Consider the following 19,110-nt stretch of genomic DNA (forward strand, 5'->3'; position numbering starts at 1 on the left):
TCAAACTTTTCCTTAGCCATACGTTGGCGCCCCTTATGTTGTGGTCCGTCTCATACGAAACCAATGATTATCTGTGCGGGCGTTTATTGCCTTATTCACGAGAAATCAAGGCTTCGTTTACTCAGTTTCGGGTTCTGTAAACCAGCCTTCGCTGGCCTTCTGCTTCAAAAGCCAGCTTTCAAGCATTTTTGACGCATTCTTGGTGAGATTTTCAAGCTGCTGCTCAGCCGATTGTGTCAGTCCGGAGCCGATCACTTGCTCGCCTGAAAGTGATTCCAGAACCAGCAGTTGCTCGGCCTTTTTGTTCAGCTTCACGCCTGCCGCATCATCCCAGACAGTCACCCGCATCACCAGCGCCGACTTGGGGCTCGCAACAACAGGAATACCCGGCTGAGCCAGCACATAACCCTCGAGTGAAATGCCAAAGTGATAGAGCTTCTCGCCGTCATAGCGCTCAAACCGCTCCGCAATCCGCGCCTTCACAGCCTCGATCCAGCGCTCGTCACTCATCTCGCGGCTCAGCGGGCCTTTTTGAAAATTCGGCGCAATAACAATGTTATGTCCGAGGCGGAAGTTGCCCAGATCAGCCGCTGGCTCATCAAGGTCATTCGGGTTGGTGCAGGCCACAAGAGCGCCCACACAGGCCAAGAGAAAGAATCGACGCAGCATTTTGCCCCCTAAAAACGTTGCATTGCAGATATCGTTTTGCCGAAGCTAGTGCAAACCCATGCCGCATCCCTATATTTGAAATAGCAAACAAAGGTGCACATTTATGACTCCTCACCCTCCTGCGAGCCCTCCACCCAGTTTTCCTACCCGTGTGCCTGCCCGTGTTCCTGCCCGTGTGCCACTGGTGACAGAACCCGCAAGTATCCTCAAAAGTCTACTCCTCGCGCGGCGCAACTTACTGGCAATTCTGCCGGACATCGCAACCAAGCAGGCAGTGGTTTCGGGCAAAACGGGCGTGCGCTGGCATATGCTGATGGATCCGGACGCAATCCGCCGTGTGCTTCTGGAAGATCTCGAGAATTACCCCAAATCCGATGCAACCAAGAACATCCTCCGCCCCGCCATCGGCGAAAGCCTGTTTATCGCGGAAGGCGCGCATTGGCGCTGGCAAAGACGCGCCGCCGCGCCGGTGTTTTCGCACCGTAACGTCACCGCACTCGCCCCTGTGATGAGTGCCGCTGCCGAGGCGACATTAGCCCGTATCTCATCTGCGAAGGGCCGCCCCGTCGAGATATACGACGAAATGGTTCGTGCCACTTTTGAAGTGATCACCAATGTCACGCTCTCGGGCAGCGACACCTTTGATGCCGCCGAAGTGCATGCGGCCATCGACGCCTATATCGCTGCGGCTGGCAAAGTCTCGCTGTTTGATATTCTCGGCCTGCCGCAGTGGCTCCCGCGCCCGGGGCGGTTACGCGGCGGCGGCTCACTCAGGCTCATGAAGTCTATCGCCGACAGCGCTGTTACGGCCCGCCGCAGCGCACCCGCGAAAGACACACCCGATCTACTTGATCTGCTGCTCGACGGCGAAGACCCTGAAACAGGCCGCACCATGAGCACGCCCGAACTGCGCGACAACCTGCTGACATTCATCGTCGCTGGCCACGAAACAACCGCCCTCACTCTCAGTTGGGCGCTCTATCTCTGCGCCTTCGATCAAGACATTCAAAAGCGCGCCCGCGATGAGGCCCAAACCGCCCTACAAGGCCGCACCGCAACGGCGGACGATCTCGGCAAGCTGCCGCTCTGCCGCATGATCATCGACGAAGCCCTGCGCCTCTATCCTCCGGCTGGCATTCTGTCGCGCACAGCGCAGGTTGACGACACGCTCGCAGGCCGCGAGGTGCGCGCAGGCGACACTGTGATGATCCCGATCTACGCACTGCACCGCAACGCTCTGCTCTGGAGCGAGCCCGACAGTTTCAACCCCGAGCGCTTTGCCAACCGCAAAGCCGTTGAGCGTTACGCTTACCTGCCGTTCGGTGACGGGCCGCGCATCTGCATCGGCGCCAGTTTCGCGTTGCAAGAAGCGGTCATCATCCTTGCAACCTTGCTCTCGCAACGTGTGTTCAAACCCGTAGAAGGCAAAACGCCCGAGCCGGTGATGATCCTAACTCTGCGCCCCGAAGGCGGTGTCTGGCTGACTTCAGAGCCAGCCTAGATCGCGCGCGCCGCTACGCCCTTCATAGCGCGCTGAAGGTCATGCACCAAAGTGCCTGCCATCGAGCGAAAACCGATGATCTGCCAAGCATCCTTGCTCACCCGCGTTATCGAAACTTGCATGTGAAACAACTCCGTGCGCGCCGTTTGACCAACCGCAAACGCCGTATCGCGTATGTCCAATGGCGTGAGCCGCGCCAGCACATCCCGCGCGCCAGCCCCCTCAAGCAGCACGCGCGCCCATGCGTCTGATTGCTCGGTTACGGCGGCAAACTTGGCAAGCGTTGTAGGCGCCGCAGTGCCTATCAGCATCGCCTGTGCCCGCCCGAACCAGACAAGCACGCCGCCTTCAACCGAGGCAGTCTCGCCAGCCGCAGGCCAACGCCCGCCAAACGCCTTCGCCAGGGCCGCCTCTTTGCCCCTATACGGTGCAATCAGCGTCATTTCGGCGGGCGCAACCTCACTCAGCTTTACACCGCCAATTTCGATCGGCAACAAACCCTCACAGGCTGATTTTGCTTTCAAATCAATCACGTGCTCTCTCCCCTTCAGGATCAAGGAACACCGGATGGCAAACCTCGCAAGTCGTCTCGACACCGCGCATGGCGTCAACCATCCGCACAGTCTCGCCGTGCCTTGCCCGCCCGCCTTTTAAAAATGCGAGGCCAAGAAAGCTGCCCATCTCCGGCGAAAAGCCAACCGACGTCACATAACCCTGATCATTCTCGCGCACGGCCTCGGCTCCGTCCTTATACAAATGTGCACCGGCAGTGATCTGCTTGACCACGCCAACAGGCTTGAGGCCCACAAGCTGCGGCCGTTCGTCGTCTAACAGCCCCGGACGCGCTGCCGCACCCTTGCCGTAAAAGTCTTTCTTCTTGCTCATCATCCCCTGCATACCGATGTCAAAAGCCGTCATCCGACCGTCGATCTCACCATGGGTGATAAAGCCTTTCTCGATACGCAACACGTTGAGCGCTTCCATGCCGTAAACGCCGCCGCCAAGCCCCTCGGCCCGCTTGCGCAACTCGGCAAACAAAGCCTCGCCGTAGCGTGAAGGCACTGCCAATTCATAGGCTTGCTCGCCCGAAAACGAGATGCGGAATAGCCGTGCCTTAACACCGCCAACACTGACATCACCACAGGCCATAAACGGCCAGCTCTCGCCGTCAATCGGCGCATCAAGCAAACCGTTGAGCAGCTCGCGCGACTTTGGCCCCGCCACGGCAAACTGCGCCCAGTGCTCGGTGACCGAGGTAAAGCGCACATCAAGTTTGCGTTTCACCCCCTGCGTAATAAGCTCCATATGGCTCATCACTTGGCCCGCCGCAGCTGTGGTGGTGGTCATCACAAAGTGATCCTCCGCCAAACGCGCCGTGGTGCCGTCATCCATCACATGCCCGTCTTCACGCAGCATCAGCCCGTAGCGCACCCGCCCGACCTTCAAAGTCGAAAACATGTTGGTGTAGAGAAAATCCAACAACGCGCCAGCGTCGGGGCCTTTGATGTCAATCTTGCCCAGCGTCGAAACGTCAGCAACACCAACAGCTTGGCGCACATGCATAACCTCACGATCACAGCTCTGCCGCCACGTTGTCTCGCCACTGCGCGGAAAGTAGGAAGGCCGATACCACAAACCTGCCTCGATCATTGGCGCACCGGCTTTCACCGTCAGCTCATGTGAGGTGGTCAACCGCTCGGGTGCAAAGCCCTTGTCCTCAGAGCCCGCCGCCATCGCCGCAATCGCCACAGGCTGAAACGGCGGTCGGTAAGTCGTCGTGCCTGTCTCCGGAATGCCGCGCCCAGTGGCGTCTGCCAGCACGGCCAATGCGCCCACGTTGGAGTTCTTGCCTTGGTCGGTCGCCATCCCCTGCGTGGTGTAGCGCTTCATGTGCTCGACCGAGCGGAAGTTCTCGACCGCCGCCTGCTTCACATCTTTCACCGAAACATCGTTCTGGAAATCAAGCCAAGCGCGGCCCTTACCCGGCACCGCCCAAAGCGGGCTGATACGGTAGTCCCGCGCCTCGGCAGCAGGCAAGGCGGGCATCTCGGCCTCAACGCCCAAACCGTCCAGAGCCGCCAAAGCGGCCCCCGCGCCCTCACCCAGGCAAGCCGCCGTCGAGAACACGCCGTTGCACGCCCCCGCCGCGATCATCCCCGGAACCATACCAGCACGTGGCACAAAGGCGGCGATCGCCTCATCCCAGTCAGGCCGCCCGCTCATATGACACGTCAGGTGCAGCGTCGGGTTCCAGCCCCCTGACATCGCCAAGCAATCAGCCTGCACCTTATCAATGCCGGAGGCGCGCGAAATACTCACCGCCTCAAGCGCCTTGCGCCCCTCGCTGCCGCAGACATGCGCACCTGCGTAAAACGGCACAGGCAGGTCTGTCGTTGCATCAGGCCGGCTGTCAATCAGCGCACTCACATGCACACCTGCCGCCAGCAAATCAGCCGCCGTATCATGGGCGCTGTCGTTGTTGCCAAACACCGCAACCGCCTTGCCCGGCGCAACATTCCAGCGGTTCACATAAGAGCGCACCGCGCTGGCCAGCATAATTCCCGGCCTGTCGTTGTTCTGAAAGGCCACTGGCCGCTCCAATGCACCCGCCGCCAAAACAGCCCGCTTCGCCGCAATCCGCCAGAAGCACTCTTTCGGCAGATCAGCCGCCACAACACCATGATGTCCGACCCGCTCCAGAGCGCCGTAAGTGCCGCCGTCATAGGCCCCCGTCACGCTGGTTCGTGTCATAATCCGCACGTTGGCCATGCCCTGCAGTCGAGCAACCGTCGCTTCAGCCCAGTCGCGCGCAGGCACACCGTCGATCTCGCCACTCTCAGAGAGCAACCGCCCGCCAAGAACACTGTCTTCCTCCGCCAGGATCACATCAACGCCAGCCTCAGCCGCGGTCAAAGCCGCCATCAAGCCCGTTGGCCCCGCGCCAATAACCAGCACATCACAATGCGCATAGGCGCGTTCATATTTGTCGGTTACAGCCGCGCCAGACAGCGCACCAAGCCCCGCCGCGCGGCGAATAACCGGCTCATACAGCTTTTCCCAGAACGCCTTGGGCCACATGAATGTCTTGTAATAAAACCCCGCCCCGAGGAAGGGCGCGCCAAGGTCGTTCACGGCCATCACGTCATGCGCCAGCGAGGGCCAGCGGTTCTGTGAGCGGGCCTCAAGCCCTTCGTATATCTCTTGCACTGTCGCGCGCACGTTCGGGTCTTGGCTGGCGCCATTGCCGATCGTCACCAAAGCGTTTGGCTCCTCCGAGCCCGCCGTCAACACGCCGCGTGGGCGGTGATACTTGAACGATCGCGCCATGAGCTTGACGCCGTTGGCAAGCAAAGCCGAGGCCAAAGTGTCGCCCTCAAAGCCCGAATACACAGTGCCGTCAAACGTAAAACTCACCGGCTTTTTACGGTTGATAAGCCCCTTGCCCGCGATCCTCATGCGCTTGCCTCCTCAGCATTTTCAGCCAGTTCGACAGCCAGTATCTCATGCGTCACCGTGTTGCGTGTGACAACCAGCCAAGACGTGCAGCCAGAGCCATGATACCAAAGCTCGCGCGTCGGCCCCGCGGGGTTGTCGCGGTTGTGCAAATAGTCGTCCCACTCTTGCGCGCTCGCCGCTTCGGAGGGATAGGCTAAAGCCAAAGCCGCCCCCTTGTAGGTGAACTCCCGAAGATCTCTCTCGCCGCAAAGCGGACAGGCAATACGCATCTCTATTGTTCCTTTAACATCTGGTCAGCTTGCCGCCGCCCAGCATTTTACCCGAGTTCAAGCCGATCGCGATGGAAATGCTCCCACCCGCATCAACAAACCTGCGGGTCGCAGCCCCCTTGCGGCAAAACTTCCGTCCAAAGGTTTTGACGAACCGCTGTTGATAGCTCAGGTTCGGGTCCTGATTCATGCCGATTTCAGCCGCAGCCTGACTCTTGGCACGCGTCATAAAGACAACAGTGTTGCCCTGCGACGTTGCCGCCGTCAGCCGCACTCCAGGGATAATATCTTTTCCCAGGCTCTTTTGCGCGCGCCCGAGAACCTCACTCATTTTTGGCACAAGATGCGCGTCAGGCGGCGGGCTACCAAACTTGCCGCCGGCCTGCGCGGGCAAGGCCAAAGCCAGAGTGACAATTGCAGGTGCAAAAAGCTTGATCACGTTAGATTTCCTTTAGTGCAAATTGTGCTGGCTGCCAGTGGTCTCTTCGTCCATCAGCCCGCGTCCGGTTTCAAAACGGTCAAGCCGGTGGCGCGCCGTGTATTCGTGCGACTGCCCCGTCGCCATGAGATGCGCCATGCAATAGCCCGAGGCCGGAACCGCCTTGAAACCGCCGTAGCACCAGCCGGTGTTTACAAACAGCCCGTCAACATGCGTCTGGTCCATGATAAAACTGCCATCAGGGCTCATATCCATGATCCCGCCCCAAGAGCGCAATACCTTGGCCTTGCCGATCATCGGCATCAGGCACATCGCGGCTTCCATCACATGTTCCTTGGTCGGCAGGTTCCCGCGTTGCGCATAGGAAGCGTAGAAATCAAGATCGCCGCCAAACACCAAGCCGCCCTTGTCTGACTGGCTGATATACATGTGGCCCATGCCGAAGGTGACGACATTGTCCAAAACGGGCTTCAGCCCTTCAGTGACAAACGCCTGCAACACATGGCTCTCGACAGGCAGGCGCATCCCCGCCATCGCAGCAACCTGTGAAGAGCGCCCCGCCACGACCATACCAACTTTCTTGGCCTTGATCGCCCCGCGCGTCGTCTGCACGCCTTTGACCACACCGTTTTCAATGTCGATGCCCGTGACTTCACAGTTCTGTATGAGATCAACCCCGCGCTGGTCGGCTCCGCGTGCATAGCCCCAAGCCACGGCATCATGCCGCGCCGTGCCGCCGCGCTTGTGATACAACCCGCCGTAAATCGGAAAGCGGATGTTGTCGTAGTTCAGGTAAGGCAACTTTTGTTTGAGCTCGGCAGGGCTGAGAAACGCCGCATCATCGCCCTGAGACAGCATCATGTTGCCGCGCCGCATAACGGCATCGCGCTGCCCGTCGGAATGCACGAGGTTGATGATCCCGCGTTGCGACATCATCGCGTTGTAATTCAAATCCTGCTCCAGCCCCTCCCAAAGCTTGAGCGAATGGCTGTAAAACTGCGAGTTGCCTTCCATCATATAGTTGGCACGCACAATCGTCGTGTTGCGGCCGACATTGCCGCCGCCAAGATAACCCTTCTCGAGCACAGCGATGTTGGTCATCCCGTGGTTTTTGGCAAGGTAATAGGCCGTGGAAAGCCCATGCCCTCCGCCGCCGATGATGATTGCATCATATTCGGGCTTAGGCGCAGGGTCGCGCCAGTGCGGAGACCAGCCTTTGTTGCCGGTCAGGCCTTCTTTCAGAACGCGAAGCGCAGAAAAGCGCATATTCTTCCCCCTTGCCGATCGGCGGCGTGTTTTAACCAACTCAAACAATTCTTTGCCAGACTAGCAAGACCATCCCGTCAGCAATCACTCCTTTTCGACAAGAAATATCAAACCTACGACTTTAAGTTCAGCTTCGCCGCTACGCTCTGCAAACGCAAAAGGGCGGCCTATTGCAAGCCGCCCTCCGTAAGATCGTTGTGTTGCGAGCGGCGCTAGAGCCCTTTCGCACGGTAGCTTGCGGCAACCTTGGTGATCGCGACGATGTAAGACGCCATGCGCAGATCAGGCACATCGTCACGGCCATGCCAAACTTCGCGCATATCCTGATAGGCCGCGCGCATCGTGTCATCGAGGCCCGAGCGTACCAGCTCAAGCTCTCCCGCGCCGCGCAGGTATTTGTCTTTGAACTTCGGCGACATTGACCAAGCATCGCCAAGATAGCGATCAAGCCGCTCAAGCTCGTCGACAACAAGCTGGTGGCGCGATTCTTCCTGCCGGCGGTTCATGCGTCCAAAGCGTATGTGGCTCAGGTTTTTGACCCACTCGAAGTAGGAAACCGTAACACCACCCGCGTTAGCATACATATCAGGGATGATAACCACACCTTTGTTGCGCAAAATATCGTCCGCACCCGCTGTCACGGGGCCATTGGCAGCCTCGATAATCAGCGGCGCCTTGATCTTGTCAGCGTTGCGAAGATTGATAACCCCTTCTAGCGCCGCAGGAATGAGAATGTCGCAGGCCTCTTCAAGCACACTCGCGCCCTCGGCAACATGTTTGGCGTCGGGGTAACCCGTCACACCGCCGTTCTTGCCGATCCACGCATGCACCGCGTCAACATCTATCCCCTTCGGGTTCACCAGCGCACCGTCGCGCTCGATGATACCGGTTATGAGGCAGCCGTCTTCCTCCGACAAAAACTTTGCCGCATGGTAGCCCACATTGCCAAGCCCCTGCACAATCACCCGCTTGCCTTCAAGCGTGCCTTCGAGGTTGGCTTTGGCAATATCTTCCGGGTGGCGGAAAAACTCTTGCAGCGCATATTGCACGCCACGGCCCGTCGCTTCGGTGCGGCCTTGAATGCCCCCCGCGTTGATAGGCTTGCCGGTCACACAAGCAGCGGCGTTGATATCGGTGGTGTTCATCCGCCGATACTGGTCAGCAATCCACGCCATCTCGCGTTCGCCCGTGCCCATGTCAGGCGCAGGCACGTTCTGGGAGGGGTTGATAAGGTCACGCTTGGCGAGTTCATAAGCAAAGCGACGGGTGATCAGCTCAAGCTCGTGCTCGTCATACTGGCGCGGATCAATGCACAGCCCGCCTTTTGAGCCACCAAACGGTGCTTCAACCAACGCGCATTTGTAAGTCATTAGCGCCGCAAGCGCCTCAACCTCGTCCTGATTGACGCCCAGCGCATAGCGAATACCGCCTTTGACCGGCTCCATATGCTCGGAGTGAACCGAACGATAGCCGGTAAACGTCTGGATTTGCCCACGCAGCCGCACACCAAAGCGCACCGTATAGGTGGCATTGCAGACTCTGATCTTCTCTTCCAGCCCGGGCGGGAGATCCATCACGGAAACCGCGCGGTTAAACATCATATCTACGCTCTCGCGAAAGGACGGCTCGTTGGTAGTACTCATGTTGCTTTCTCCCTTAGACAGCCTGAAAACTGCTGCGCCTACACACATAGCGTGATGATGGGCGCGACTCAGGCCAGTGTGCCCATTTGTTGCACCGATAATGAGAATGGCCAACAGGTCTTTCGAAATAGTTGAAACCGCCAAAATCCAACCGCGGTTAAACAATGTGGCACATTTCTGCGGGTTGCCACATTGCCCTACAGTGATTCTACCGCGAATTTTAATCAACTGTTAACCAGTCAGAAACAAACCAGTCCAAAAAACCTCATTGGCTCCAAAAGCCTTGATTTTAAGTAATATTTAACACTTTCTTGCCTCATTCTTGCCCGATTGCTCAGTCACAAAAAGCCTCGGAGAAAAGTCTGTTTTTCCCCAATAAATTATCTGGGAATGGCCCGGAGAGTGAGGAACTATGAACGAGATCAATGTCTCAAACCAAAACGACTGCGGAACGAGCCGCGCCAGCTTGCGTAAAGCTGTGCAGCAACACATCCGCGCATTCTATAATGAGGAAGACGGCGTCATCGTCGCGTTCTCGGTCTGGTTCATGCTTCTCATCCTGTTCGTTGGCGCCCTTGGTGTTGACGTCATGCGCCTCGAAACCCAGCGCTCACGCTTGCAAGCCTCGCTTGACCAGGCCGTGCTCGCCGCTGCCGATCTTGATCAGACGCGCCCGCCCGCAGATGTGGTTGCATCATACTTTGAACGCTTTGATGTTGACGCCGAGCTGGTCTCGACAGTCGTGGACGAGGGCTTGAACTATCGCAACGTCAAAGCCCGCGCCGAGCAAGTCGTGCCAACTCACATCATGCACATGCTCGGTGTCCGAGAGCTTGTCGCTCCGGCAGTATCCGAAGCCGAAGAACGTGTCGAAGGAGTCGAAATCTCTATGATCCTCGACGTATCCGGCTCAATGGACGGCAACCGTATCAACCGGCTCAAGCCTGCGGCCATCGACTTTGTCGATACCGTTCTGGCCCTGTCTGACGATGACGATGTCTCGATCTCGATCGTGCCCTACGCAACCCAAGTTGGCGCCGGTCAGACACTCATGAGCCAGTTCCGCAACCACGGCGACAATGAGTTCTCCTATTGCCTCAACTTCGAGAGCGACGACTTTGACGTGACCACCATGCAACCACTGTCAAGCGGCTCACACTCCTACGAGCGCACCATGCACTTTGACCCATGGTATGAAGCCGAAGACCCCCAGGGTCTTGACCAACAGCTTACATGGGGCCGTCAACAGCCACGCAACCACACCTTGCCTGTTTGCCCACAGTATGAGCACAGCCAGATCCTGCCGTTCACCAACGACACGACAGATCTTTATGCACGCATCAATGGCCTTGACGCCGGCGGCAACACGTCAATCGACGTTGGCGTAAAATGGGGCGCTGCCCTGCTTGACCCGAGCCTGCAACCCGTTGTGACCAATCTGATTGCCTCAGGTGACGTCGAAAGCAAGTTCTCGCACCTGCCGACAAGCTACTCTGATCCTGACTCCATGAAGATCATGGTGGTTATGACAGACGGCCAAAACACCAGCCAGTATATGCTGCGCGATGAGTTCCGCAGTGGCAACTCGGATGTATACTACAACCCGAACAGTGAAACCTACGCTGTGAAGTATGGCAGCCGCTACTACTACCAGCACAACGATGGTGACTACCCGATCTACACCTACAACTGGACATATAACCTGAGCTCAAGCTACCAGCGCCTGACCTACCCTCAGCTGTTCGCCCGTGTTTCAAACGAGTATATCGACGATATCCTCTATAAAAACATCGGCTCCTACAACTGGGACAGCAGCCCCCGCACATATGTCGGCGGCAGCACCAAGGACTCGCGCCTGCAAGACATCTGCACGGCGGTCAAGAACCAGGGTGTGATCGTATACGCCATCGGTTTTGAAGCGCCACAGCACGGGTCGGACCAGCTTGAAGCCTGTGCCAGCTCACCAAGTCACTTCTTTGACGTGGAAGGCCTGGAGATCTCTGAAGCCTTTGCTGCAATCGCCCAGTCAATCAGCCAGTTGAGATTGGTCCAATGATACAGATAAAATCATTTTTCAGCCGCTTCCGTCGGGAAGAAGAAGGCAACGCAACGATCGAGTTCGCGATCCTGTTCCCCTTCTTCATCTTCATGTTCTGCGCCGCTGTTGAGCTTGGCATGATCACTTTCCGCCACTCGATGCTCGAACGCGGCCTCGATATGGCAGTGCGCGACGTGCGCCTGACAACCGGAGCCAACTTCCAGCACGACGACATTCTCGAACGCACCTGTGGCTACGCCGGCTTCCTGCCGGATTGTGACTCAAACCTGCGTCTTGAGATGATCCCGCTGGACATGCATAACTATGTTAGCCCGGACAACACGGCAAACTGCATTGACCACTCCCTGACAGCGAACCCGATCCGCCAGTGGACGAATGGTCAGCAAAACCAGATGATGGTGCTGCGTGCATGTTATGTTTTTAAACCTGTCTTCCCACTGACAGGCCTCGGCCGTCACCTGACGACCGACCAAGCCGGTAACGCTGCAATGGTTGCGACATCGGCCTTTGTTCAGGAGCCAATCTAATGATCTGGTCACGCATCAAAACCCGCTTAGCCGCTTTCCGCGATGAAACCGGTGGCTCTGTTTCGGTAGAATTTATCGTCATGGCGCCAATCGTCTTCTGGGCCTACGCCTCGATGTTCTCGTGGTTTGACGCCTATCGCCAGGTTGGCGTGCACGAAAAGGCCGCCTTCACGATCGCCGATATGATCACGCGCGAAACAGATCCGATCACACCGGACTATATCGACGCGACGCGCAAACTCGTGAGCTTTCTAGCCCGCTCGTCAGATGAGGCCGACATGCGTATTTCCGTGATCCAATATGTTGAACGTCTTGACCAGTTCCAACTTGATTGGTCGCAAAAGCGCGGCTCAATGGAAAAACTGCGCAACTCTGATGTCAAGAATTGGCACGACAAGCTGCCTACGATGGTTAATGGCGAGCGCATCTTGTTGGTCGAAACCAAAGTGGAATACACGCCGCCCTTCCTTTACGGGCTGATGGAAGAGAACACGATCCAGACATTCGTCTTCGCGCGCCCCCGCTTTGCACCGCGAATCTCATACGACGACAACGGCTAACGCAACCCGTTACCCCGTGCAGAAAACCCCACAGGCCGGAACGCTCACAACAGCGCTCCGGCCTGTTTCGTGTTATCGCCCGACAGCCTCTAAAGCCGGTCGGCATATCCCTTGATCCACTCCTGCCTGAGCTTGTCACCCGCGCCGGCAAACCGAGCATCAAGCACTTCAGCCGCGCTGATCCGGTCTGGCCGGAAGTGCCGCAAATCCTGCCGCATCTCACACCAGGCCGCCAGCATGTTAACCTCCGAATGATAAGCGATCGCGATCGGCCAGATCACCCGCTGGGTCTGCTCGCCTTCGCCGTTCTCATAGGCAATCGCCATCTTGCGCTCTTCGCGTATCGCTTGCCGAACCTGTGACAGATCAACCCCCGTTGGCGCTTCAACACCCCATGTCGACGCATAGACTGTCTCGCTCAATCCGGTCGCCGCGGCCAGTTTCTGCGCCGCCGACTTGGCCGCACGGGTCAGCCCCTTGTCACCCGTGCGCGCAATCAGCGCGAGGCCGACAGTCACCGCCTCGGCTTCCTCCACATCAAAGTTCACCGGCGGTAAATCATAGCCCGAGCGCATCACATAACCGAGGCCCGCCGCGCCTTCGACTGGCACCCGCATCGCCTGCAGTGCCGCAATATCGCGGTAAACCGTGCGCTTGGTCACCTCCAACTCATCCGCCAACCGCTGCGCTGTGCGTGGCTGGCGCGCCGCCCGCAATATCTGGATGATCTCGAACATCCGTGTCGATCTCGTCATTGTCCGCCCCTCTTGCTATGCGCGCCGCCCTAACACATCACTGCTGACAATAGGCTGTCAGCAGGCCTCGGGTAAACGGCTCAAATGAACACCTCACCCTCCCTCCGCCGCGGCGTCATGCTTGTAGCACTCTCCGCACTCGCCTTCAGCTTCGCCGGCATCTTCACCAAAGCGGTCGAGGCCCCGGCATGGGAGGTGATCTTCTGGCGCGGCCTCTCCGGTGCGATCTTCACAGTCGCCTTTCTCGCCCTGCGTAGCGGCGTCAAAGACGAGCTCGCGCGCTTCACACCCTTCGCCTTCCTCGCCGCCTGCGTTGGCGGCATCGCCACAGCCTGCTTCCTCTCGGCATTCAAACATACCAGCGTCGCAAACGTCACGCTGATCTGGGCCACAGCGCCGTTTGTCTCTGCCGTGCTGTCGTGGGGCTTCATCGGTGAACGTCCTTCCGCCAAAACCCTCGCCTGTAGCGCCTTCGCGCTCACCGGTGTCGGCATCACCCTGCAAGGCTCCTACACAACGGGCAGCCAGAAAGGCGACATCCTCGCCCTTGGCATGACATTCTTCATGTCGTTGATGATGGTGATGTTTCGCGCCCGCCCCGACACACCGACAAAACTGCCAGCCGCGCTGTCGTCGATCGTCTTGTTGCCCTTCGCGCTGATGCTCGCAACACCCCTGCAAACCAGCGGCTTGGAGGTCGGCATGCTCACCTTGTTCGGCCTTGTCTTCGCACTTGCCTCGGTGCTCTTGCTCGAGGGCGCGCGCCTGGTGCCCACAGCCCAAGCCGCCCTCATCGGCGCGCTCGAAACACCCCTCGCACCGCTCTGGGCCATTATCGTTCTCGCCGAGTGGCCCACGCTTTCAACCGTCATCGACGGCACAATTGTCTTTGCAGCCGTGCTCGCCTCACAACTCCCGTTCAGAAAGGCGATGCAACATGGGCTTTAAAACCGACAAGCTCAACCGCTCCTTCCGTAGGTTCACCCAAGACCAACCGATGTTCTTTGTCGCCACTGCCGCCCCCGATGGCCGCGTGAATGTGTCGCCCAAGGGCCTCGACACTCTGCGCATCACGTCTGACCAACAAATCACTTGGCTCAGCCTGTCTGGGAGCAGCAACGAAACCGCCGCGCCTTCTGGCGCAAGAAAAACCTCCTAAGCCTCGACGGCCCCCCAACAGGCATTTTTGAGGACTAACACTCCAATAGGGTTCGCAGCGATCATCACAGTGAAAGGTCGTCTTCTGCCAGCGAAGGTTGAAACGCATCCTTTGGCATCAGTTGGAAACGCGCGCCCGTCATTGTGGCAGCGCCGATGCGATCACAACGAAATATCCTTGGCCCGTTCCTAAGACGGTCAAACGCGACGACATACCAAATGGGATACTTCAGCAAAAGGTAATGCGGTTCAATCTGCCGTTCAGAACTGACGCCATCCTCCCTTTGGTATCCGATCTCCAGCACCTCTTGGTTGATGAAGGACTGATGCAACCTCTGCACAACCCGTTTGGGAGGCGAGTTGGCGCTTGCCTGAACATAGGTTGATGCCGTGACACCAATCAGAATGCGGGATTTCAGCCGTGTAACCTTGCTGCGCTTTTCCGGCGAAAACGAAGCAACCAATTGCCGCCTTACAGATTCAAGGCTGGCCAAAAACATCGGCGAGTCCATCTTTTCTGCGACAGCAATGCTGATGAGCAGATCGACAGCCTCGGGGTAGGCCAAATTCATCCGGCCAACACCCCAATTGCGGTCAAGTCGCACGCCGCCGCCGCGCCCGCGATCAGCGTCGATCTGCATACCCTGTTCGCGCATGAGCGACAGATCCCGCGCAATGGTTCGCATGCTAACCCCATGCTGCTGCGCCAGGTCTTTCACTGTGCAATGCGCTTCTTGCTTCATCTGAACCGCAAGCAGTTCCATCCGCCGCAGCCTGTCATGTGCATTTGTACGTGCCATGCAACAAATAGGACATAAAATGTCACATTAAGCAATATGACGAAGACAGCACAAACACACCAACAGCCTACAGAAACCTAAAGGAACCCACCCTATGAAAATGAACTATTTTGTTGTCGGAACCAACGACATGGAAGCTTCAAAAGCCTTCTACGATGCTCTCTTTGCGCAGTCAGGTCTTCAAAGCCTGTCACCCTCAGACAGAATGACCTACTGGTTAGGCGAAGATTTTGCCTTTGCAACCGCGATCCCCTTTGACACAAATCCAGCCACCATCGGCAACGGAACGATGGTGGGGTTTTCGGTCGGCTCCAATCAAGAGGTCAGAAGGCTACACAAATTGGCCCTAAGCCTCGGAGGCACATGCGAGGGCACCCCTAATGAGAGAGGCCCGCGCTTCTCTGCCTATGTAAGAGATCTCGATGGAAACAAGCTGTGCTTTTCCGACTAGGCCCTAAAACTTAGGCACAACTTCAGCGCCGCGCTCTTCTGGCTCGTCATCGGTCATCTCTGCAGGAAAGCCCGGTGCTGTCACATCAAGCCCCGTCGCCTCTTCCAGCCGTTTGATGATGTTCGGGCTCAGCTCTCTGGGGCCAAACCGCTCGATGCCGTCGTTGAAAATATTGATCAACAGCGGGTTCACCTCAAGCGGCACACCGGCGCGGTCGGCAACGTCCTGAAACAAGCCAATGTCCTTGGCAACCAAGTCCATCGTGAACGAAATATCGCGACTGCCATTGAGAATAACCTGCCCCTCGGTCTCGTGCACAAAAGAGTTCCCCGACGAAATCGCCATCGCCTCATAAGCCACATTCAGGTTCATCCCCGCACCCTTGGCCACGGTGAGCGCCTCGGCCACAGACACGAGGTTCGCCGTCGCCAGAAAGTTGGTCAAAACCTTCAACACCGACGCGGATCCAAGATCACCTGTGTGCAAAACCCGCCGCCCCATGATGGTTAAAATAGGCAGAATGCGCTCGAACGTCGCCCGATCACAGCCCGCAAAAATCGCGATGTTGCCGGTGTCTGCACGGTGACAGCCGCCTGATACAGGGCAGTCAACCGCTGCACCGCCCGCCGCAATCACGGCCTCACCAAGCCGCTTCACCTCGGCCTCGTCAGTCGTGCTCATCTCAAGCCAGATCTTGCCCTCGGTCACCTCAGGCAACATCTCTTCAACCACCAGCGCACAGGCCGCAGGGCTCGGCAGACAGGTAATCACCACATCGCAATCACGCATCATCAATGCAGGGCTACCGCCAGCAACCGCCCCCTCGGCAACCTTGCCAGCAACCAACTCGGCGCTCAAATCATGCACGACAAGCTCAACACCGTTGCGCAGCAGGCTCCCCGAGAGCTTCCCGCCAACATTGCCCAATCCGACAAACCCGATCTTCATAATCTTTCTCCCGTTTTCCCGCATCCTTGCTGCACAGTCACAGCCACGCAAGCCCCCAAACGACACCGCCTTGACGTTTTCCCGCCCCCCGGCTTTCTCTTTGCAAAAATACTCACCTCCCAAGCCCTTGCCACAAATATTGCCCGCCCATAGGCTCACCGCATGTCATGGCCAAAAAACTCCCCGCAACGCGACACAGATGCTGCCGCCGGTTTTGAAATCGCTGATGATTTCTCACCCTTCAAACAGCGCAACGACGTCTTCACCCGCGCCTTCTGGGACGCAGGCGTGCGCTCCAAACACTCTGATGCCTTCTTCAATTCCTACCGCATGGAAGCCACACCCCGCCGTGGCGCCGGCTTTTCACAACGCGACTTTGCCCTGCGCAACGCGGCTTGGCTGGTGTCCGACGTGATCTCTGACCGCAACGCCGCCACAGGCGAGCGCGAAGGCTTCCAAGCTCCGATAAGGTCTGACACCCCAGTCGCCCCCGACAAGCTCGAAATCGAAGACACGGCGGAGATGAGCGCCGAAATCAAACAGATCGCCAAGTTCTTTGGCGCAAACCTCTGCGGCATCACCGACCTTGATGAACGCTTCCTCTACGCCACGCGCGTCGACACCCGCGATATGTCCGAGGCTCCCAACACCCTCCCCGAAAGCCTGCATACAGTCATCGTTTTGGGGCACGAGATGGACAAAACACTGGTCAAAACCTACCCCTCGGCGCTTGCTGGCGCCGCGACAGGCCGCGAGTATTCGCACGAAGCCAGCATCGTCATGCAAACCGCCGCCTATATCCGCAACCTCGGCTATGAGGCTGTGGCAAGCATGAACGACACGGGGCTGGTGATCCCCTACGCGATCAAAGCGGGGCTGGGCGAATATGGCCGCAACCAGATGGTGCTGACGCCAGAATACGGCCCGCGGCTGAGGTTCTCGAAAATCCTCACCAACATGCCGCTCACACATGACGTGCCAAAGCGGCCCGGCTTTGCCAAGTTCTGCGATATCTGCACCGCCTGCGCCGACGCCTGCCCGGTTAAGGCGCTGCCTTTTGGCGCACCCGAGTTTGGCGGAGAAAACCAAAGCGCCATCAAAGGCGTGAAGAAATGGACATCCAACGCCGAAAAATGCTTCGGCTTTTGGGCAAAACTCAGCTCTGACTGCGCGATCTGTATGCGCGTCTGCCCGTTCAACCGCGACTTCGGCAAGTGGCGCAACCGCCTCTGGCGCGCTCTCGCCTTGTCACGCTTTCGCAAACTGGCGCTCAGGCTGGCTAAGGTGCCCGAACGCCTCAAGCCCGACACTTGGTGGGCCGCCTTCCGCGCCCGCTAAACGGCCTTTCGCAACCTTCTGTGCATTTGCGCACACTCTCTGCCCGTCCGCGCAGCTTGCCAGAGAACGGCTCAAAGGCCACCTTGAGAACGACCGCAAAGGAGCCCTCACATGTCTATTCGCCCAGTTCTAGAGACCCGCAAAGGAACGCCCACACTTGAAGGCGCAGGCGTGCACCTGCACCGCGCATTCGGCTTTCATGACCCGAGCGAGCTTGACCCGTTCCTGCTGTTTGACGACTTTCGCAATGAACACCCCGCCGACTATGACAAGGGCTTCCCGTGGCACCCGCATCGCGGCATCGAAACCATCACTTATGTTCTGTCAGGCGAAGTCGAGCACAGCGACAGCCTCGGCAACCAAGGCGCGCTCAAAGCCGGTGACGTGCAATGGATGACCGCCGGATCAGGCATCATGCACCAGGAAATGCCACGCGGAAACAGCCAAGGCCAGATGCACGGGTTTCAGCTCTGGGCCAACCTGCCCTCTGATCTGAAAATGACCGACCCGCGCTATCAAGACGTCGAGGCGCGTGAAATCCCCGAGATCACCGATGACGACGGCACCCATGTGCGTGTTGTGACAGGCGAGTTCTGGGGCAAGCGTGGGCCTGTTGACGGCATCGCCGCTGACCCGCAATACCTTGATGTCAGCATCCCCGCTGGCGTGAAGAAAACACTGCCGGTTGACACCTACCGCCGCGCCTTCGCCTATGTGTTTGAAGGCTCCGGCGCGTTTTCCGATGCCAGCGCCCCGACCGGCGTGCTGCTCGAAAAAGAGGTGATGGGCGCGGAAGTCAACATCCGTGATATGTCCGGCGATCGCACGCTGATCCGCTTTGGCACAGGCGACGAGATAACAGTGCAGGCAGGCGAACAGGGCCTGCGTTTTTTGCTCATCTCCGGCGCACCGCTACAAGAGCCTGTCGCGTGGCACGGGCCGATCGTGATGAACACCCGCGACGAGATCCGCCAAGCTGTGAAAGACTTGCAAAACGGCACTTTCATCAAACCGGCACATTAACCAAGGCTGACCACGGCTCCCGCCCACTAAGCCCGCGTCTGCGACACGTGCCCGTTGGTTGGGCGTGGCCGAGAGGGCGGATACCCGCGTTGCGGCCACCCGCCCTCTCGGCTCCACCGCACGCAGCATTAACTTAATTTTCCTTAACTATTGGCCTCACAATCGTCTGCACGCATTATGCACTGCCGTATGCACTGTGGTATGCACGCAAGTCACAACCCGTGTCGTTAACGTTCATAAGCGTTAAC

At 58.1% G+C, this 19,110-nt stretch carries 19 protein-coding genes; 9 read left to right on the top strand and 10 right to left on the bottom strand.

Features of this window, described 5'->3' with window-relative positions:
- Positions 1–117: 117 nt before the first annotated feature.
- Positions 118–669 carry a hypothetical protein gene (locus KO498_RS13850; protein WP_215960524.1) on the bottom strand — a complete coding sequence of 184 codons (552 nt, stop codon included), beginning with the start codon at positions 667–669 and terminating at the stop codon, positions 118–120.
- A 103-nt stretch (positions 670–772) separates the two neighbouring features.
- Between KO498_RS13850 and KO498_RS13855 the strand changes: the two genes are divergently transcribed.
- A complete protein-coding gene (locus tag KO498_RS13855; protein ID WP_215960525.1) occupies positions 773–2,170 on the top strand; it encodes a cytochrome P450 in 1,398 nt (465 codons plus the stop codon).
- Here KO498_RS13855 and KO498_RS13860 read toward each other — a convergent pair.
- The 6 genes from KO498_RS13860 to KO498_RS13885 all read right to left on the bottom strand — a co-directional run bounded on the left by KO498_RS13860 (position 2,167) and on the right by KO498_RS13885 (position 9,243).
- Positions 2,167–2,703: a sarcosine oxidase subunit gamma gene (locus KO498_RS13860; protein ID WP_215960526.1), complete on the bottom strand. Its 537-nt coding sequence runs from the start codon at positions 2,701–2,703 to the stop codon at positions 2,167–2,169. The two genes, KO498_RS13855 and KO498_RS13860, sit on opposite strands and share 4 nt — an antisense overlap.
- Positions 2,696–5,626: a sarcosine oxidase subunit alpha family protein gene (locus KO498_RS13865; RefSeq protein ID WP_215960527.1), complete on the bottom strand. Its 2,931-nt coding sequence runs from the start codon at positions 5,624–5,626 to the stop codon at positions 2,696–2,698. The genes KO498_RS13860 and KO498_RS13865 overlap by 8 nt, the downstream gene beginning before the upstream one ends.
- Positions 5,623–5,895 (bottom strand): sarcosine oxidase subunit delta, encoded by a 273-nt coding sequence (locus KO498_RS13870; RefSeq protein ID WP_215960528.1) that lies wholly within the window; start codon positions 5,893–5,895, stop codon positions 5,623–5,625. The genes KO498_RS13865 and KO498_RS13870 overlap by 4 nt, the downstream gene beginning before the upstream one ends.
- A 13-nt stretch (positions 5,896–5,908) precedes the next feature.
- Entirely contained in the window at positions 5,909–6,334 is a 426-nt protein-coding gene (locus KO498_RS13875) for a hypothetical protein (protein WP_215960529.1), read from the bottom strand.
- A 12-nt stretch (positions 6,335–6,346) separates the two neighbouring features.
- The gene (locus KO498_RS13880) at positions 6,347–7,600 is read right to left on the bottom strand and encodes a sarcosine oxidase subunit beta family protein (RefSeq protein ID WP_215960530.1); all 1,254 of its coding nucleotides are present in this window, start codon (positions 7,598–7,600) and stop codon (positions 6,347–6,349) included.
- 212 nt (positions 7,601–7,812) lie between these two features.
- Complete coding sequence (locus KO498_RS13885) at positions 7,813–9,243, bottom strand: Glu/Leu/Phe/Val family dehydrogenase (protein ID WP_215960531.1); 1,431 nt, start codon at positions 9,241–9,243, stop codon at positions 7,813–7,815.
- Between the two features lie 412 nt (positions 9,244–9,655).
- On the opposite strand from KO498_RS13885, the gene KO498_RS13890 reads away from it, so the two are divergent.
- Genes KO498_RS13890 through KO498_RS13900 form a run of 3 tightly spaced genes read left to right on the top strand, consistent with a single transcriptional unit; the run spans position 9,656 to position 12,389 of the window.
- Positions 9,656–11,299 carry a TadE/TadG family type IV pilus assembly protein gene (locus KO498_RS13890; protein WP_215960532.1) on the top strand — a complete coding sequence of 548 codons (1,644 nt, stop codon included), beginning with the start codon at positions 9,656–9,658 and terminating at the stop codon, positions 11,297–11,299.
- Positions 11,296–11,829 (top strand): TadE/TadG family type IV pilus assembly protein, encoded by a 534-nt coding sequence (locus KO498_RS13895; protein WP_215960533.1) that lies wholly within the window; start codon positions 11,296–11,298, stop codon positions 11,827–11,829. The genes KO498_RS13890 and KO498_RS13895 overlap by 4 nt, the downstream gene beginning before the upstream one ends.
- Complete coding sequence (locus KO498_RS13900) at positions 11,829–12,389, top strand: TadE/TadG family type IV pilus assembly protein (RefSeq protein ID WP_215960534.1); 561 nt, start codon at positions 11,829–11,831, stop codon at positions 12,387–12,389. Before KO498_RS13895 ends, KO498_RS13900 begins: the two co-directional genes overlap by 1 nt.
- Positions 12,390–12,478: 89 nt before the next feature.
- Here KO498_RS13900 and KO498_RS13905 read toward each other — a convergent pair whose 3' ends face one another.
- On the bottom strand, positions 12,479–13,144 hold the full coding sequence (locus KO498_RS13905; RefSeq protein WP_215960535.1) for a helix-turn-helix transcriptional regulator: 666 nt from the start codon (positions 13,142–13,144) through the stop codon (positions 12,479–12,481).
- Positions 13,145–13,228: 84 nt separating this feature from the next.
- Here KO498_RS13905 and KO498_RS13910 point away from each other — a divergent pair, with 84 nt between their 5' ends.
- Positions 13,229–14,092: a DMT family transporter gene (locus KO498_RS13910; RefSeq protein ID WP_215960536.1), complete on the top strand. Its 864-nt coding sequence runs from the start codon at positions 13,229–13,231 to the stop codon at positions 14,090–14,092.
- Positions 14,082–14,303, top strand: coding sequence for a pyridoxamine 5'-phosphate oxidase family protein (locus tag KO498_RS13915; RefSeq protein WP_215960537.1), 222 nt, complete (start codon positions 14,082–14,084; stop codon positions 14,301–14,303). The genes KO498_RS13910 and KO498_RS13915 overlap by 11 nt, the downstream gene beginning before the upstream one ends.
- A 64-nt stretch (positions 14,304–14,367) precedes the next feature.
- Here the strand turns inward: KO498_RS13915 and KO498_RS13920 are convergent, their stop codons facing one another.
- A complete protein-coding gene (locus KO498_RS13920) occupies positions 14,368–15,102 on the bottom strand; it encodes a helix-turn-helix transcriptional regulator (protein WP_215960538.1) in 735 nt (244 codons plus the stop codon).
- 94 nt (positions 15,103–15,196) lie between these two features.
- Between KO498_RS13920 and KO498_RS13925 the strand changes: the two genes are divergently transcribed.
- Complete coding sequence (locus KO498_RS13925) at positions 15,197–15,553, top strand: VOC family protein (protein ID WP_215960539.1); 357 nt, start codon at positions 15,197–15,199, stop codon at positions 15,551–15,553.
- 3 nt (positions 15,554–15,556) lie between these two features.
- Here the strand turns inward: KO498_RS13925 and KO498_RS13930 are convergent, their stop codons facing one another.
- On the bottom strand, positions 15,557–16,501 hold the full coding sequence (locus tag KO498_RS13930; protein ID WP_215960540.1) for an NAD(P)-dependent oxidoreductase: 945 nt from the start codon (positions 16,499–16,501) through the stop codon (positions 15,557–15,559).
- Between the two features lie 162 nt (positions 16,502–16,663).
- Here KO498_RS13930 and KO498_RS13935 point away from each other — a divergent pair, with 162 nt between their 5' ends.
- Both KO498_RS13935 and KO498_RS13940 read left to right on the top strand, forming a co-directional pair.
- Complete coding sequence (locus tag KO498_RS13935) at positions 16,664–17,839, top strand: 4Fe-4S double cluster binding domain-containing protein (RefSeq protein ID WP_215960541.1); 1,176 nt, start codon at positions 16,664–16,666, stop codon at positions 17,837–17,839.
- Positions 17,840–17,950: 111 nt separating this feature from the next.
- Positions 17,951–18,862 (top strand): pirin family protein, encoded by a 912-nt coding sequence (locus KO498_RS13940; RefSeq protein WP_215960542.1) that lies wholly within the window; start codon positions 17,951–17,953, stop codon positions 18,860–18,862.
- The last annotated feature ends 248 nt before the right edge of the window (positions 18,863–19,110 follow it).

The organism is Lentibacter algarum (assembly GCF_018860975.1).
In the GTDB taxonomy this organism is placed as follows: Bacteria; Pseudomonadota; Alphaproteobacteria; order Rhodobacterales; family Rhodobacteraceae; genus Lentibacter; species Lentibacter algarum_A.

Excerpts from the sequence above, each read along its gene's own strand:
- KO498_RS13925 (WP_215960539.1), top strand. The coding sequence starts at position 15,197 with ATGAAAATGAACTATTTTGTTGTCGGAACCAACGACATGGAAGCTTCA.
- KO498_RS13865 (WP_215960527.1), bottom strand. The coding sequence starts at position 5,626 with ATGAGGATCGCGGGCAAGGGGCTTATCAACCGTAAAAAGCCGGTGAGT.
- KO498_RS13850 (WP_215960524.1), bottom strand. The coding sequence starts at position 669 with ATGCTGCGTCGATTCTTTCTCTTGGCCTGTGTGGGCGCTCTTGTGGCC.
- KO498_RS13890 (WP_215960532.1), top strand. The coding sequence starts at position 9,656 with ATGAACGAGATCAATGTCTCAAACCAAAACGACTGCGGAACGAGCCGC.
- KO498_RS13855 (WP_215960525.1), top strand. The coding sequence starts at position 773 with ATGACTCCTCACCCTCCTGCGAGCCCTCCACCCAGTTTTCCTACCCGT.
- KO498_RS13885 (WP_215960531.1), bottom strand. The coding sequence starts at position 9,243 with ATGAGTACTACCAACGAGCCGTCCTTTCGCGAGAGCGTAGATATGATG.
- KO498_RS13880 (WP_215960530.1), bottom strand. The coding sequence starts at position 7,600 with ATGCGCTTTTCTGCGCTTCGCGTTCTGAAAGAAGGCCTGACCGGCAAC.
- KO498_RS13870 (WP_215960528.1), bottom strand. The coding sequence starts at position 5,895 with ATGCGTATTGCCTGTCCGCTTTGCGGCGAGAGAGATCTTCGGGAGTTC.
- KO498_RS13915 (WP_215960537.1), top strand. The coding sequence starts at position 14,082 with ATGGGCTTTAAAACCGACAAGCTCAACCGCTCCTTCCGTAGGTTCACC.
- KO498_RS13935 (WP_215960541.1), top strand. The coding sequence starts at position 16,664 with ATGTCATGGCCAAAAAACTCCCCGCAACGCGACACAGATGCTGCCGCC.
- KO498_RS13920 (WP_215960538.1), bottom strand. The coding sequence starts at position 15,102 with ATGGCACGTACAAATGCACATGACAGGCTGCGGCGGATGGAACTGCTT.
- KO498_RS13930 (WP_215960540.1), bottom strand. The coding sequence starts at position 16,501 with ATGAAGATCGGGTTTGTCGGATTGGGCAATGTTGGCGGGAAGCTCTCG.
- KO498_RS13895 (WP_215960533.1), top strand. The coding sequence starts at position 11,296 with ATGATACAGATAAAATCATTTTTCAGCCGCTTCCGTCGGGAAGAAGAA.
- KO498_RS13905 (WP_215960535.1), bottom strand. The coding sequence starts at position 13,144 with ATGACGAGATCGACACGGATGTTCGAGATCATCCAGATATTGCGGGCG.
- KO498_RS13900 (WP_215960534.1), top strand. The coding sequence starts at position 11,829 with ATGATCTGGTCACGCATCAAAACCCGCTTAGCCGCTTTCCGCGATGAA.
- KO498_RS13910 (WP_215960536.1), top strand. The coding sequence starts at position 13,229 with ATGAACACCTCACCCTCCCTCCGCCGCGGCGTCATGCTTGTAGCACTC.
- KO498_RS13940 (WP_215960542.1), top strand. The coding sequence starts at position 17,951 with ATGTCTATTCGCCCAGTTCTAGAGACCCGCAAAGGAACGCCCACACTT.